Raw genomic sequence first — 15,455 nt, forward strand, 5'->3', positions numbered from 1 at the left:
GCCCACGAAACCGTCCGCCGGCGACTGCCCCCGCACCGGCACGGGTTGGCGGGAGCCGGACAGCCAAGCTCCCGTCACCTGTTCACCCGCCCCTGCCTCTTTCGGTGATGACTGCTGCCGCAGCCCGGCATGCCCATGCTGCTCCGCTCCGCGCTGCGAGGACTTTCCCGCCTGCCGGATACACCTGAAAGGGTGAACAAGTCGGGCACAATGAAGGGTCTCCGGGCGCTGCCCGCTCGGCATCCTGCGCGGCGGCTCGGCTGCTGAACTCGCCTGCCAAGAAGCCGACTTCGGCCCGCTGGACGGCTTCTGCCCGATCAGGAGTGCGAGGGCAGCTCCCACCGCACCTCGTCGCCGTCGTGATGGTGGCGCCAGACGGTCACGACACGGGCGCGGACCAGCTGGTCGAGGAGATCCTCCAACTGCTGAGGCGGCTGCCCGCACTGGCGAGCGAGAGCATCGAGCTCACCACCGCCCACCCCGGCGGTGCTGTTGGCGGCCAGTGCCAGTGCGGCCAGCCGCAGAGCGGAGGGCAGGGCAGTCGAGAGAGCCAGCGGGGTGGGGCGCAGCGCCCATTGGGCGGCGCGGACGCGCGCGGTGCGTCCGGGATCCTGATGGAGGACGGCGGCATCGAGCAGCTGCGCCTGGATGGGGGAGCATCTGCGTCCGCAGCGGTGCAGCCAGTCGGCGTGTTCCAGCTCCAGCCACAGCTCTACGCGGCCGTGCAGCCGCATGCCGCGCAGGAAGCCGTGGGGCAGCCGGATCTGCCCCTGGCGGTCAGCGCGCAGCGCGCACTGCAGGGCGAGCAGCCGGGCCGCGGGGGAGGAGAAACGCGGCAGTGCTGTGGCGAGGTAGGTGAGCATTTCGCGTACGCGTTGCTGCTCTGCCGGGCCGAATGGCGGTGCGATGCGCGCAGAGCGCGACGTACTGGAGTGCGTCTGGGCGCGGTCGGCGCGGAGCAGGGTGGGCGGCACGACGGCGGTGCGGCTCATCGCCGCCGCGCAGGCGGCGCAGGCATCGGCCAGCCGCCAGGTACGGCCGCCGCGGTCGCAGGTCAGGGCGAGCAGAACGGGCCCCGCACAGCCGCGGTGGCGGGGGTGCCAGCGGCAGCCCAGCGCCCGGCACTGGCAGGTGCGCAGATGCCCGGGCAACGCGTCGGCGCGGGCATGGCGGGCCAGATGAGTGAGGGCGGCCGAGCGGGCGGAGACGGACTGCAGGACGGGGCTGTGCGTGCAGCGGGGGCAGGCCAGGGCCGGTCCGCCCGTCTGCGGGCGCAGGCGCACTGTCCAGATGCGCTGCACCGTGGCGTGTGTGCTGGCAAGCCGCATCGGCTCGTTGTCCCTCCGCTCTGGTCTGCGCCGGCGTCGCGCGGTGGTCTCCCGGTGCGCACGCGGGAGCCGCCCGCACCGTAGTGCAGATTCCTGCACTCGCGCAGAAGTGGGGGCCCGGTGCGCTCACCTGCACTGATAGTGCAGAAATCCGCACTGACAGGGCAGGTGTCTGCACCGTCGGATGGTGGGGTGACGATCTTGCCGCCCGACCCGGACCGCGACGCCCTGCGTGTGACGCTGGCACGGTTGAGGAATGAGCGCGGGTGGACCTTCGACGAACTCGCCGGCCGCAGCGGTCTGGCCCGGCGCACGCTGATCGACCTCGAACACGGCCGAGCGGCCGGCACCGTCACCACCTGGCATGCCCTCGCGCACGCCTTCGATGTCCCCATCGAGCAACTGCTCGGCTCGCTCTGCGAAGACCACACCCCGCCCGGATCCAACGGCGCCTGACTCCGGTCGCGCCAGGCCTGCAGCGCGGCACAAATCACCCGAACCGGCGAGCACGCATAGAACGCACACTCGCAGAACCGCGTCACCGTTCGATACCGCTGGGCCGGCCGGGGGACTGCCCGCCCGCCTGCTCCGCCCCCGGCACGCTTCGCCTGGCACGGTCCTCGCCATGCGCCCCAACACCGCCCCCACCGGCTGCCACTGGGACGGCAGCCCCCGCACCGCACCCCTGCGCCGTCCGCTGCGGGTGGCCACCACCAGCCCCAGCCGCCTGCTGCGCACCGGCCAGAGCCGCCGTTGCCACCAATGCGGCAACCGCATCGACCTCTACCCTCGTACGGACGGCCGGCCCATCGCCCTGCATCCCGCCGAAATCGTCACCGCCCAGGTCCCCGCCCCCTGCCGCTGGCACCTGAGCTCCGGCATCGCCCACCCGCACGACGACGGCCGTATCTGGTGCCGCATTCCGCACGCCGTGCTCTGCCCGCAGCGCACCCCCATCTGCCGGATCAGCCCACCTCTTGGGTCCGCGCGCCGCCAACTCGCAGTACGGACCCGCCGCCTGATCGATACCGGCGCCTTCACACCCACGGCTTGCCCCACCACAACAATGCCCACCGACACCGCCTCCCCCGACCGCCCGGTCGTACGGATACTGCTGTGCCTCTACCTCGCCGACGCCCCCGTGGAGGCCGTCCGCTGCGTAGCCCAGACCAACCACTGCCGCCGCTGCCCCCGCCCCGTCCTTGCCCCGGACGGCCCCGCCGGATCCTGGAGGCTGCTGCCTGTCGGCCCTCGGCGCGGCCAACCCGCTCTGCCGAACAGACGATGGCCGTCTACGACCTCAGCCGACTGCCTCACGTCGAACAACGGCGCTGGCGCATCCAGCGCTGCTCCGCGCACGCCGTCCCCCACGGCGCCGCCGATCTGGCACTGGCCGGATGGCAGGTCTTCGATCCCCTTCTGCACGCCGAGCACCTGCGTACCGATCTGCCGCGTCCACCGGCACACGACAGCGGAGAGCGATGACGATGCCGCACCACGCCCTGGAAGTCATCCTGACCCGCCCTCTAACTTCAGCCCAACTCCGCGAAGCCGTCCGCGTGCTGCCGCTCGCCACCAACCACGACACCACCCGCCTCATGACCCTCGTACGCGCCAAACCCCCACCGCGCCGCGCACCGGCTGCGCCAACGCCTCGCCGCACGGCTTCCCGTGGACGTGATCACCACCCACTATCCGGACGCCGCAGGACAGGTCCTGCTCAACCTCGCCTTCCCGCCCGCCGTCCACGCCACGATCCGCCAGGCTGCCCATGAAGCGGGGCAGAGCCCGGAACTCCTCGTGAAGCTGGCCCTGCACCGCGCGCTGGCCCAGCACGCCAGCGACGAGGCCGACCGGCTCGACCGGGCCGTGCAGCAACTACTCGTCGGCACTACGGCCGCACGCCTTCTGGCAGCCGTTGGCCACGTCCTGACCCACACCCCGGGAGCAGCCCCCGCATGAACCCGACCGACGAACAGACGGCCGCGGCCGACGCCTTCCACGCCGGCCAGCACCTCGCCCTGCAGGCCGGCGCCGGCACGGGCAAGACCACCACCCTGGCCCTGCTCGCCCACGCCACCACACGCCGCGGCCGCTACCTCGCCTACAACCGGGCCATCGCCCAGGACGCCCGCAGCCGTTTCCCCGACACCGTCCAGTGCAAAACCGCCCACGCCCTGGCCTACGCGGCCGTCGGCCACCGCTACACCCACCGCCTGAACGCACCCCGCCGCCCCGCCTGGCAGACCGGACAGATGCTCGGCATCAACAAAGCCGTCCGCGTCGGCGACCGCGAGGTGACACAACGAGCCCTCTCCAACGCCACCCTGCGCACCGTCGCCCGCTTCTGCCACACCGCCGACGAGGCCATCACCCCCCATCACGTGCCCCGACTGCGCGGCCTGGACGACGCCGACCTCCACACCCAACTCGCCGCCCACATCGTGCCGTTCGCCCACAAGGCGTGGGCCGACCTGCAGCACCCCGACGACGGCGCCGTCCGCTTCGACCACGACCACTACCTGAAGATCTGGGCCCTGACCCGGCCGCGCATCGACGCCGACTTCCTGCTGCTGGACGAGGCCCAGGACACCAACCCCGTCGTCGAACAGATCTTCCTCGCCCAGCGCGACCACGCCCAGCTGGTCATGGTCGGCGACTCCGCCCAGGCCATCTACCACTGGCGCGGCGCCAAGGACATCATGACCGGCTTCGACGGCACCCAGCTCGCCTTGTCCCAGTCCTTCCGCTTCGGCCCCGACCTCGCCGCCGAAGCCAACCGCTGGCTGCACCTGGCCGACGCGCCGATCCGCCTCACCGGCACCCCCGCCGTGCCCACCGAACTCGGCCCTGTCACCCAGCCGGACGCCGTCCTGTGCCGCACCAACGTCGGCGCCATGGCCCAGGTCATGACCCACATGGCAGCCGGGCACCGGGTCGCCCTGGCCGGGGGAGGGGACAGCCTGCACGCCCTGGCCCTCGCAGCCCGCGACCTCAAAGAAGGCCGCCGCACCCACCATCCCGAACTGCTTCTCTTCCCCTGCTGGGGCGACCTGCAGGACTACGCCGCCCACGACCCCGCCGGCCGCGACCTCCAGCCCTTGGTCAACCTCGTCGACACCCACGGCGCCGACGCCATCCTCGCCGCCCTCACCCAGCTCGCCCTCGAACCGCACGCACACGTCACCGTCTCCACCGCCCACAAGTCCAAGGGACGCGAATGGCCCTGTGTCCTCATTGCCGAGGACTTCGCCCGCTCCCCGAACGACACCGCCGGTGACCCGGCAGGAAGCACACCGGCGCCCGCCCCCGACCCCGTCGACGACGCCGAAGCCCGCCTCGCCTACGTCGCCGTCACCCGCACCCGCCGACGCCTCGACCTGGGAGGTCTGTCCTGGATCGACGAGCATCCGGAAGGAGTCCTGGCCAGTTCTCGGTCGCTGCAGTGATCACGCCCTGCGGGCTCTGGCGGTCGGTGGTTTGCCTGGAGGAGTGCAGGGCGGAGCGGCGGGCGCGACAGCTACAGGCGGGACGCAGGACCGCACCGACCCAGGATGGTTCAGGTGCGGTATCCGCGGTCGAAGTCGGCTTCCCGCCGACGTTCTTCCTCTTCGAGGACGTCGAGGCTGTGCAGGGCGTCGGCGGCGAAAGCGCGGACAGCAGCGGTCGGGTCTGTGAGCAGCGGGGACAATGCCTCCCGGCGAGGCTGAAGTGCATCAGGAAGATCGGTTGTCATACCGGGTAGGACGACACCCGCCAGGAGGGCGTCTTTGGTGGCTGCGTCGACGCCTGCGGACAGAAGCACCGAGATGATCTCTGCCCACAGCGGATCCTGCCATGAGTGCTGGACGGCGGCCGCGGCCTGCCGACGTTGGGCTGGTGCCCCGGACGCCCACTGCCGCAGGATGTCGGCCCAGGCCGTCGTTCCGTTACCGAGCGCCGTCAGAATCCCAGCGGCCGTCAGGTCGACACGGGCACTGACTCCCGCCGCAGCGCGGGCTTCGTCCATCCTCCGTTGGAAGGCGATGACGAGCCGTTCGCGCGCCGACGGAGGGAGCTTCTCGAGTGACCGCTTCCAAGCGAGCGGGAGGCCGGATCTGCCGTCGACGGCCAGCAGCTGCCCGGATGCGACGGCGGCGAATTCCTCCGGCAGGGAGGAGGCGATCTCGGCGGCGCCGTAGGCCGTGTCCTCGTCGAAGTCGACGGTCGCGGCAATCTGATCGGACTCGCTGAACCGACGGCGCAGCCCATCCGCGTACTTCGCGGCGACGGCGGTATCGATGCGAAGGCTGCTTTTGCGCGCCTCCTGGAGCAGGAAACCGATCACCTCGAGCGTGGTGGGAAGAGCCGTGGCAGGGCACAGCTCCGCGAGCAAGGCAAGGACGGCCATGCGTTGGGCGAGCGGCTGATTGCACGCGACCAAATGCCACGTCAGGTTCCCTGCCAAGCGGGCCGCGCCCTCACCCCCTGCCGCCGAGGCAGCGGAGGCGGCCTGCAGGATCAAGTCGAACAGGCGGGGCTCGCGCGCTGGGTGCTCGTGGGCGAAGGACAGCGCCGCAGCGGCCAGACGCGGATCGCCCACCCGTTCCTCCATCCAGGACCACACGGCATCGGGGTGACGCTGTGCGAGTCCCGCCAGCAGAGCATCTTCGCCGGCCATCGGCGCCTGGGCTATCCGCTCGAACGCCGGCTGGGGATCCGGGGCCGCAGCTCCGACCGCCCGAGTGAAAGCAGGAAGCGCGCTGACTGCTACGCCCGTGACATTCGGGCCGGTCTCCTCCAGCAGCCGGAGCGCCTCCGGCAGATCCATCTCGCCGCCCAGTTGCTGTGCGGCGCGCTGCTGGTCTTCAAGCGCCTCACGCCAGGGAGCGCGGCTGCGCAGCGGCTGCAGAACAAGGAGACGGCCAAGTCGGGTGTCCACGAGTGCCACGGCTGCCACCGCATCCCCGGCTTCGGCCGCTTCGGCAAGGGAATGAGGCCGTGGATCAGGTCCCAGTACAGCCTGGGCTGCGCTGCGCCTCACCGCCAAAGGAAGCGAGTCCCACCGCGCGGCGATTTGTTCGGTGAACTCTCCCGCCGCGATGTCCAATACGGCGACCGCATGGCTGGCCAGGGGCACGCCGGAGAACGCCATCGGCCGCGCTCCTTCGCTACGCAACTGACCGGGCAGGGAGACGAGCGTGTGCAGTACGGGCAAGCCTTCACCACTGCGCATTGTGGGTTCCTCCAGCAGCGGGGCGAGCAGCGTGAGCGCCTCGCGCAGCAGGGTGAGGGTTTCGGGGCGATCGGGCAGCACAGTGGCGTGCAGGGAGATGGTGCTCGCTGACTCGGGTGTGCCGCCAGTGCTCTCCACAGTCAGGCGTAGCAGCGGCTGGAGGGCTCCCAGAAGCACGCGCGCCAGGCTGAGGGGGCCACGGATGGCGCTCTCCCCAGCGTCCAACTCCTGCGGAGGGTAGGCAGCCCGGTCCCGGTGCCACTGGGCGATGACCCGCAGGACCTCGCGACGCCGCTCGAACAGTGCGTCAATTTGCTGCGGCAGGGCGTGGGCCGGCGCGGAGCACCACTGCCCGATGGCACGCAGAACCCCCTCGCGCCGGTCAGAGTTTTCCACGTGGAGGGCCGGTTCCATCAACCAGGCCACATCGAGCAGCAGGCTGACCGGACTGGGTACCGCATCGAGCCCGATGCGGTGGGCGAGCTGAGCGAACCGCTCGCCCAAGTGCTGCAGACCGTACCGGTAGTGGGCAACCTGGTCTCCGCCGTCCAGCAAGCGGGGTGCAGGATCCGGCGGCCACCGCTTCACAAACATCTCGTGCAGGTCCGCGAAGATAGTGGGGGCGGCCACGGCCACTTCACCGGCCAGTCCGACCACAGCCGCCCACTCGCCCAGATGCGCCTCGGACGGCAGCAGCGCGCGGACAGCCGCAGCCAGCCGAGCACCCACCACATGGTCTGCCCGGTCGTGTGCTGCCTGGGCCAGGACGTTCAGCTGAGGACCGAGCCGGGACGCCCCGAATTCCAGGTGCCGGCCAGCGGACGTGATGGACTGCCCGTCCAGCTCGAGCCCGGCCATTCCCGCCACCGCTTGCAGCACCCGGTCCACGTCCAGCCGGACCCGGGCGTGAGGATCGAGCGCGTCGGCGAGGAGAACCGGGGCAAGCAGGGCAGGGCGCACCGAGTACGGCGAAGAATCGGCCAGCCCGGCATCGGCCAGCTCATCCAGCAGGACGGACAACCGGTGTGGCTCCGGTGGAAGCGTCGACACCGCACCAGCCAGCATGGCGAGATCCTCCCCACTGGTGACCGTGCCCAGCACCGCCAGCGCCACCGCCGCGGCCCGGTGCTCCTGCGCGGGGTCGTCGGCCGGTAGACGCCTCCCGACGGTGACCCGCAGCAGATCGGCCGCGCTCGGCCAGTCGAACCTGTTTGCGGCAAGCCCCGCTTCACAGGCCGCATGAGCGATGAGCGGGTTGCCCTGAGCCAGATTGATGACGGTTTCACGGAAGGCCGGATTCAGGATCCCCCGCCCGGTGACAAGCGCGTCGATGCCTCCTCTGTCCAGGGAACGAAGCGGGACGACAGCACCGCCCCAGCGTTCGATGTTCCAGCGCTGCAGCACCCCCAGGTGACGGCCGGGCCGCACTGTCAGGACAAGACGTACGCGGTCGAAACGGCCGTCGTGCAGGAGCGCGGGAAGACCGCTCAGATCCGGGGCACGGTCGGCATCGTCAATGAGAACAAGTAGGGGAGCATCGACTGGTGCTTCCGTGAACGCGCCGGCTTCCAACGACACACCTGTGGGCGCGACGAGCACCGCCGACACCGACCGCGACGCCTCGATCGCCAGACGGGTCTTTCCGACCCCGCCCGCACCCTCCACCACCACGACCCGCGCCGCCGGACTCCTGTCAGCCAATGCCGCTCTGAGCGCTTGCATCTCCGCCTCGCGTCCCACCAAGGGCGCGGTCATCCCGGGCACCGACACGGACAGGGCGTCGATGTACTGCGCCCACGTCGACAGCCTGCGCGGAGCCCGCGGACGTACACCGAGTTCGAGTTCCGCCACCCACCGCAAGCCGTCTGTCTCCAGTTCGGTGACCAGTTCAGCCAGAGTGACGATCTCCATCTCAACGCCATACTCCGTACGCGCTTTCTGTCTCCACTTCTCCTTGGTGATCTCGTTGGTCGAGCGGTTCATCACGTAGATCGCTTTGGCCCGCCTGCTGTGCTTGGCGTTCTTCACCAGCTCGGACTTCAGCTTGTCCGTCCACCGCTGCTGCAGACTCGCCCACAGCACGACTTGGTCGTTCTCGCCGAACAAGGGACGGCCGAACGCATCCCGGCCCAGATCCCCCGTGGAGCTGGTGATCCGCAGTTGCGGAAAACGGACCCGCAGCACATGCAGCGCCACCCGCTCGAAGACCTGATCGTTTTCGAGCTCCTGCAGAGCGGCTCTCGCAGTCTCGTACACGGGTAACTCCGCAAACGTGAGAGGGCTGTACGCACGGCCACCTCTGCCGTAGCGCAACGCCATCATCGCGCCACAACGGCACAGGCGTAACTCGGACGCCAACCTGTGCACCATGCGGACAGCCAGCCGACATCAGCCCGGGTGACGCACGGGAAGCCCTGTCACCCGCCGCATGCGGAACGGTCTCACCGGCCGCCCGCTGTCCACAGGCGGCCCCGGGCAGGCTTTTGGAGCCATGAACACCAGCTCGCCGGGCATCGCCCGGAACAGCAGGAAGGCGCCGCGCTGCGAGCGCCACGACGCCTTCCTCCACCCGGAGGAGCAGGCCGAGTCCGCCGCGCGGTTCCCGGCAGGCCACCAGGCGCAGATGGCATTCCTCCTGGCCGCCTACGCCGGCAGCGCTTCTGTGGTCGCTGTGCTCTTGGGCACCAGCGCGCGTACGGTGCACCGTCACTGCCGTGGGTGGCCGCTGCCTCCCGGACCCCGGCTGCGCCGGGTCCTGCGCCGCCGTGTCTTGGACCTCGTGTGCCCGCGGTGCCTGTCCGATCGGGCGGTTGAAGAGGCACGCCAGGCGAGGCGGGACGCCCGGCGGGCGTCCCGCAGGCTTCCGCGTGAGTAAAGCGGTCCTCACCGCTGGCCTGTCGGCCCGGGCGAGAGACCGCCATAGCGAGGGCCCTCAGCTCACTCGTGAGCAGGTTAAGCTCCTATGCATCACTGATAGCAATTAGCTAATTTTCATGCGATAGTCGCATCGAATCGGGTAGATTAGGGGTATGGGATTGGCTTTGGAGGAGTCGTTGCGGCTGACGGTGGCCGCATTGATGCAGGTGACGGGTGACTCGCAGCGGTCGGTTGCGGGGGTGCTGGGACTGACGCAGACGCAGGTGTCGCGCCGGCAGTCGGGTGCCGTTTCGTGGAGCCTGCGTGACGTCGATGTCCTGGCCGAGCACTACGGCATCGGCGCGCTGGACCTGCTGGCGGGCCCGACCAGAGCGTGCGAGGTGCTGCCCGCCGACCGGCACCGTTCCGCCCGAGCCGAGGCGAAGGGCACGAGCCGGTGAGTGACTTCGACGCGATCGACTCGCTGCTCGACGCCGTCGGCCCGCAGGTCCAACTCCCGCCCTGTAAGGTGCGCCGCGAGCTGCGGGAACGGGCCCAGTTGTCCAAGGCGCAGGTGGCACGCGCGCTCGGCGTGAGCCCGTCCACCCTCAGCGGATGGGAGAGCGGCCGGGACCCCGCAGGCGAGGCCCGGGCCAAATACGCATACCTGCTGGACGGACTGAACGCCAAGCTCGCCACCGAGACCCCGAACGAGACTGAGAACACGGCGGAGCCGGCCGAGCAGCCCATGGCGTCAGGCGCTGCTGCGGCGGCCGTTACCTCCACGTCTTCGCCGGAAGTCGGCCAGGACGAAGACGAGGTGGAACTGCTCGCCGTGCCCGAGCCGTGTGTGCTGTGCGGCCGTCCCGCCGGACAACGCGTGGCGGGGTTCGCTCAGCACCTGGACTCCTCCGACTGCCAGGCGACCCCTGTCGAAACCCCGAAACCCAAGCCCGCCGCGCCGTCTGCCCAGGCCCACGAGCCGCGCACAGCACGCCCGCCCCGCCCGGCCGGCGGGAAAGGTGCGGCCCCGCGCGGGCGGGCGTTCCAGGAGCCGTCCGGACCGGCCGACTTGATCCACGAAGCGGCGCACGCCGCACTCGCCGAGCACCAAGGCGATGTCGAAGCCGCGAGCGCCGCGTTGCTGAAGCGGGCCATCCCGGACGCGATGCGCCTGCTGGACGAGACCCGCAAGGGCGCCCGCTACGACGTGATCGCCCACCCCTGGATCCCCGACATCCTCAAGAAGCAGACCTCCAGGGGCGCCGACCAGATCTGGGAGGCCCGCCCAAAGTGGACGCGGCCGGAACTGCCGCCCGGCCAGCACGAGGTCACCGCACTCGACATCAACGGTGCCTACCTCTCGGCCCTCAAGACCCACCTCCCGCTCGGCCAGCTGGAACACTCCACGGGCTTCGCACACGACCGGCGCCGCGCCGGAGTCCACCTGATCACCCCGCCCGCCTGGGAGCACGACGCGGTGCTGCCCAACCCGATCGGTCAGCGCGACGAACCAGGACCCCTGTGGGTCACCGAACCGACCCTGCGCCTGTTGCTGCGCCTGTCCGGCCCAAAGCACCGCCTGTGCGAGCCGCCCGAGATCCACGAGTCGTACACCTCGGGCGCCACCGAGAACCTCCTGGAGAAGTTCCGGATCGCCCTCAAGGACGCCCGCGACACCGCGATCGCTGACGGCGACGGGCTGACGCTGGAGTACGTGAAGGCGATGTACTCCAAGTTCGTCTCCACGATGGGGGAGTCGAACTACAACCGGGAGCTCTACCGCCCGGACTGGATGCACATCATCCGCTCCCAGGCCTTCGCCAACCTCTGGATGAAGACGCTCAAGGCCCACGACGCGGGACTGACCGTCGTGCGGGCGATGGGCACCGACGAACTCCACGTCATCGGAGACTGGCGCCGTGTCTTCCCTGAAGGTCGCGGTGTTACCGAGGTCAAGGTCAAGGACACGTACACCGCCGGAACCGATGCCGAAGCCAGCACGGGGGAGAAGCAGTAGATGCCGGAGAAGAACATCGACTTCGGGAAGTTCGGCGCGAGCGGGATCAAGGGCAGCGAAGCCGTCGCCCGCCAGCTCGACCGGCTCGCCGCTCACATCGCCACCCCGGTGACCGCCAGGCGTGGCCTGATGGCACGCCTGCACTACCTGACGACATCGGACAGGGCCTGGCAGGCGGCCAAGGACGCCGGACTGACCGTGAGCGACCGGACGCTGAAGGCATGGCTGCAGGGCACACGCCGTCCCTCGAAGACCAACCTGGAACGCATCGACGCCGCCTACAAGGCGGTGCGGCGCCGCAACGTCGCCCGCCACCTCACCGCCCGCCTCAACCGCAAGGGCCGCGGCACTCGCGTGGAGATCCACCCCCTCGACCAGTCCGGCGTGGCGCGCCAGCTCCAGCGGGTGGTGGCCCACCGGACGATGAACGTGCGCCGCTGGGACAAGATCGTCGCGTCCTGGGCGGCCGGCGACCACCAAGGCCTGGACGACGCCTGGACCGCCGATGTCCTGCCCGACCTGGGCTCCCAGTGGGGCCAGTACGAATACGTCAAAAACATCGGCTTCGCCGCGTAGCAGCCTGCGCCCGACAAAAAGGGGTCTCCAGCGCCGCCGCCCTGACGTCCGGTGGTGTTCACCGGCGCGGGGTTGAGCAACTCGATAGCTCGCCGGCTCATAGCCCAGAGGTCTTCTCCGAACTACCGCTCGAAGCAGCGAGAAGCGCTGCTTGCGGCCGCCTCTGGATCTACCCTTGGTTCCAGGGCCAGCCGAGGCCACCTCGGCGCTCGTCGCTTCTGGAGGGCCATTGCCAACGGCAACACCCATTCCGCTATCGCCCGACGTCATCGAATACGTACGGGGTGTCTTTTTCGACGTGAACGAACGCGTAACGGCGAGACTCGACCGCATGCCGACCGTGCATGAGGAGACCCTCGACTTCGCATTCGTAGACGCAGTCGCCGAAGCGCAGGGTCCTCATCTGTTGCCATCCGGCACCCTCGTCGATATTGATGTTCACTTTGTTGGCGGTGGCCGACATTGGGATCGATGGGAAGTTGCCGATATCGGCTTCATCGTCACTTTCCGACTCGACAACACTCTCCTACGTACCAAGGTCGTGCTACTGCAGAGCAAGCGCCTCTATCCCAGGGAATCTGAATTTATCGAGGATGAAGGGATCACTCGCCCTGGTGGTTTCGGATCGCTGATGCGCCCCTCGCTCCCCGCCTCTCTGGGGTCACGTACGTTTCGGTTTGACGAGGCTTGCCGATACAAAGCCCTTCAGGTGGGCGACACCCAGTGGCAAGCGATTTCGCACTATGAAAAAGAGTACAATCTCCCCGTTCATTATCTGCTGTATCATCCTCACTCGATACCGACGCAAGCATCTATCCCGGTAGCTATCCCAATGGAGCGTCCAATTGCTCCGCCTGATGTGGGGGCGCGCGTACTCTCAGGGGAGGCCCTTCGGCTACTTACTCGTGAATTTGCACGGAATTATGCCGCTTCTTATGGTGAGCTGCGAGATGGGCGCGGACAAGTGGGCTATCGTCTTCCCGAATTCGTGGTTGACAGAGTGCTATCTTGTCTCGATGGCTACGTAGTCGACGACGCAACGGACAATGAGGGACTGCGACGCGTCTTCAGTCAGCGAGGTGCCCCCATTGCTGCGGCGGTGCGCATGGACATCAACCTGCCCGGATAATCTCAGAACCATACGGTTCGGAGCCCCCCGCTCGGATGTGGCCTACATGTCGGCGGCTGGCATGCCCAACTGCCAGGTCAGACATGAGCGTTGGCTCACCGGACCGGTCCGGGACGCGATCCGGCTGTGTCCCGCCCCAAGCAGCAGCCCGTTTCCGCCCGCACGACCGGACGGCGCGGGCACCCCCCTGCGGTGGCGCCCCAGCCACATCAGCAGCGCCTGACGCCCTTCAGCCACGTCCACCCCCCACCCGGCCATCAACTGCTCCACGCCCGCAAGCCATCGGGACCGGTCCGCCGTATCCCGCTGCCCCGCCCGTTCGAAGTCCAGCATGGCGCCCGCGAGTTCCGCGACTTCCGGGTAGATCACCAGCGGGGCCGCCCGCATCTCCCGCGCGTCCAGCCCAGCCGTCCAGGCCCGCCGCACCCAGCACACGGTGTCCGGCATCCGCGTCCACCAGTACACCGCCACCTGGAAGGCATCGGCGAACAACTCTTCGCCGGCCGGCCCCCACTCTTCGGCCAGCTGCTGGCGCACCTGGTGCGCCGTCACCGTCTCAGGCAGCTCGGCCAGCTGCACGAAGTCCGGACCACGGCCGCGGGAGTCATCCGACCAGTAACCGTGCCGCAGACAGACCTGCCAGCTGTCCGGCGACATCAGCCACACCGTCTCACCGACACCCAGGGCATCAGCGCACAGCGGGCAGTACCGCACGAGGTGCCCCGCCACAGGCTCCCAGCGCCACCTCCACTGCGCCGCCTCTGGGCCGGGCAGCAGGTGTTCCGCGCCCAGGCTGGGCAGATCCTGCTGCAGAAGATCAGCCGCACGGTCAGCAAGGACAGCCAGATAGCGCAGCCCCGCCTCATTCACGTGCATCTCGGTGGACTGCGGGTACTTCTCCACCCGCTCGGGGTACGCGGATGCCTCGCCCTGCCCGACGCGGTCGAGGAACGCCGCCAGGCTCAGGCCGTTGGCGTGCGCGAGCCGGTTCACGAACGACCCCGTCGACTCACCCGGCACCGGCCGCACACGCAGCGGCAGCGGCCGGCGCGGCCCGTACAGGCCGGGATCGTCCAGCACCGCTGCCCTTCCACTGAAGCCGCCACCACGGTCACCTTGACCGGCCCGCCGGAGGCTGGTCAAGAGCACCAGCACTCGTTCGGGTGAAGCCCGGCAAACGCCCAGTCATGGCCCAGCACACCCCTTTCACCCTGTGAACCAGGTGCACGTGCACACCGTCACCGGGGGAGGACCATGGCCACGACGACGCGCATCCGCCCGGACTCGACCTTCCCCGCTTCAGCCCCTCGACTGAAGACCCGTCTGCGCGGACGCCAGCAATGTGCCGCAGACACCGTCGTGAGCAGCTTCATCGAGGGCTACCGCCGCGCCACCGTCATCATGGCCACGGGCACCGGAAAGACCTTGGTGGCCCTGCACATCGTCCAGGAGACGGCGCCCGACGGTGTCTCCCTGGTCCTCGTGCCGTCACTGCGACTGCTCGAGCAGACCGCAAAGGTATGGCACCGCGAAGGACGTCCCGGCCGCTACCTCGGCGTCTGTTCCTCGGGCAATCCGGCGGATCCGTACCTGGCCGGCGTCCTCACCATGGTCGATACCGCCGACGACCTGGCCGACCAGGCAGCCGACACCCACGGACCGCTCAATGTCTTCTGCACCTACGACTCACTGGACAAGGTCGTCGAAGCACACCGCGACTTCCACCTGCCCCGCTGGGACGTCGTAGTCGCCGACGAAGCCCACCGCACCGCCGGTGACTACGACAAACCGTGGGCCCGTGTCCACCACGACGACAAGCTGCCCGCCCGCCACCGTCTCTACATGACCGCGACGCCCCGTGTCTTCGACGAGAAGAAAGCCCGCGCCAAAGGCATCCACACCAACACCGTCATCGCCTCCATGGACGACGAGAGCATCTACGGCCCCGTCGTCTACCGCATCTCCCTGAGGGAAGCGATCGACGAGGGACTCCTCGCCGACTACCGCATCGCCGGCGTCGTCATCAGAAACGAAGACCTGCGCGGTCTCCTGAACCGGCTTCCCGCGAACACCTGGACCGGCGAAGCCCTCCGTGCCGCAGCCGCCCAAGTCGCCCTGCTGGTCGCGCAGCACCGCTACGACCTGCGCCGCACCCTGACCTTCCACCCCTGCATCGACGCGGCGGAAATCTTTGCCGAAACACTCCACGAGACCGCAGCCCTCATGCCCCCGGCCTACCGCACCCCCCTGCAGGTCGGCACCGTCAGCTCCAGGCAGAGCCCGTTCGAACGCCATAAGAACTACACTGCCTTCGCCGACATCCCCCTCAAC

The 15,455-nt window shown here is 69.2% G+C and carries 11 protein-coding genes and 2 pseudogenes; 10 read left to right on the plus strand and 3 right to left on the minus strand.

Features of this window, described 5'->3' with window-relative positions:
- Positions 1–317: 317 nt before the first annotated feature.
- Complete coding sequence (locus tag H299_RS0122350; RefSeq protein ID WP_027750219.1) at positions 318–1,328, minus strand: hypothetical protein; 1,011 nt, start codon at positions 1,326–1,328, stop codon at positions 318–320.
- A 192-nt stretch (positions 1,329–1,520) separates the two neighbouring features.
- Between H299_RS0122350 and H299_RS0122355 the strand changes: the two genes are divergently transcribed.
- From H299_RS0122355 to H299_RS0122370, 5 genes and pseudogenes are all read left to right on the plus strand, one after another.
- Positions 1,521–1,784, plus strand: a complete 264-nt coding sequence (locus H299_RS0122355; protein ID WP_027750220.1) for a helix-turn-helix domain-containing protein — start codon at positions 1,521–1,523, stop codon at positions 1,782–1,784.
- A gap of 169 nt (positions 1,785–1,953) precedes the next feature.
- A pseudogene (locus H299_RS40570) lies at positions 1,954–2,295 on the plus strand (DUF6083 domain-containing protein); the annotation flags it as partial.
- 317 nt (positions 2,296–2,612) lie between these two features.
- Complete coding sequence (locus tag H299_RS40575) at positions 2,613–2,813, plus strand: hypothetical protein (protein ID WP_027750221.1); 201 nt, start codon at positions 2,613–2,615, stop codon at positions 2,811–2,813.
- A pseudogene (locus H299_RS35615) lies at positions 2,810–3,290 on the plus strand (hypothetical protein). Before H299_RS40575 ends, H299_RS35615 begins: the two are co-directional and overlap by 4 nt.
- The gene (locus tag H299_RS0122370; protein WP_027750222.1) at positions 3,287–4,777 is read left to right on the plus strand and encodes a UvrD-helicase domain-containing protein; all 1,491 of its coding nucleotides are present in this window, start codon (positions 3,287–3,289) and stop codon (positions 4,775–4,777) included. Before H299_RS35615 ends, H299_RS0122370 begins: the two are co-directional and overlap by 4 nt.
- A gap of 110 nt (positions 4,778–4,887) precedes the next feature.
- Here H299_RS0122370 and H299_RS0122375 read toward each other — a convergent pair whose 3' ends face one another.
- Positions 4,888–8,799, minus strand: a complete 3,912-nt coding sequence (locus H299_RS0122375; protein WP_027750223.1) for a hypothetical protein — start codon at positions 8,797–8,799, stop codon at positions 4,888–4,890.
- A 773-nt stretch (positions 8,800–9,572) separates the two neighbouring features.
- Here H299_RS0122375 and H299_RS0122385 point away from each other — a divergent pair.
- The 4 genes from H299_RS0122385 (at position 9,573) to H299_RS39700 (ending at position 13,124) form a co-directional block, all read left to right on the plus strand.
- Positions 9,573–9,860 carry a helix-turn-helix domain-containing protein gene (locus tag H299_RS0122385; protein WP_027750225.1) on the plus strand — a complete coding sequence of 96 codons (288 nt, stop codon included), beginning with the start codon at positions 9,573–9,575 and terminating at the stop codon, positions 9,858–9,860.
- A complete protein-coding gene (locus H299_RS0122390; protein ID WP_027750226.1) occupies positions 9,857–11,419 on the plus strand; it encodes a helix-turn-helix transcriptional regulator in 1,563 nt (520 codons plus the stop codon). Before H299_RS0122385 ends, H299_RS0122390 begins: the two co-directional genes overlap by 4 nt.
- Positions 11,420–11,995, plus strand: coding sequence for a hypothetical protein (locus H299_RS0122395; RefSeq protein ID WP_027750227.1), 576 nt, complete (start codon positions 11,420–11,422; stop codon positions 11,993–11,995).
- A gap of 331 nt (positions 11,996–12,326) precedes the next feature.
- Entirely contained in the window at positions 12,327–13,124 is a 798-nt protein-coding gene (locus H299_RS39700) for a hypothetical protein (RefSeq protein WP_158692374.1), read from the plus strand.
- A 42-nt stretch (positions 13,125–13,166) separates the two neighbouring features.
- Here the strand turns inward: H299_RS39700 and H299_RS0122410 are convergent, their stop codons facing one another.
- Complete coding sequence (locus tag H299_RS0122410; RefSeq protein WP_486587375.1) at positions 13,167–14,279, minus strand: TniQ family protein; 1,113 nt, start codon at positions 14,277–14,279, stop codon at positions 13,167–13,169.
- Positions 14,280–14,378: 99 nt separating this feature from the next.
- Here H299_RS0122410 and H299_RS0122415 point away from each other — a divergent pair.
- Positions 14,379–15,455: DEAD/DEAH box helicase family protein (locus H299_RS0122415; RefSeq protein WP_027750231.1), on the plus strand; the 1,077-nt coding region annotated here is incomplete at its 3' end.

Source organism: Streptomyces sp. CNH287 (assembly GCF_000424825.1).

Bases quoted from the DNA above. Each gene is read 5' to 3' on its own strand.
- H299_RS0122385 (WP_027750225.1), top strand. From the start codon at position 9,573: ATGGGATTGGCTTTGGAGGAGTCGTTGCGGCTGACGGTGGCCGCATTG.
- H299_RS39700 (WP_158692374.1), top strand. From the start codon at position 12,327: ATGCCGACCGTGCATGAGGAGACCCTCGACTTCGCATTCGTAGACGCA.
- H299_RS0122370 (WP_027750222.1), top strand. From the start codon at position 3,287: ATGAACCCGACCGACGAACAGACGGCCGCGGCCGACGCCTTCCACGCC.
- H299_RS0122395 (WP_027750227.1), top strand. From the start codon at position 11,420: ATGCCGGAGAAGAACATCGACTTCGGGAAGTTCGGCGCGAGCGGGATC.
- H299_RS0122350 (WP_027750219.1), bottom strand. From the start codon at position 1,328: ATGCGGCTTGCCAGCACACACGCCACGGTGCAGCGCATCTGGACAGTG.
- H299_RS40575 (WP_027750221.1), top strand. From the start codon at position 2,613: ATGGCCGTCTACGACCTCAGCCGACTGCCTCACGTCGAACAACGGCGC.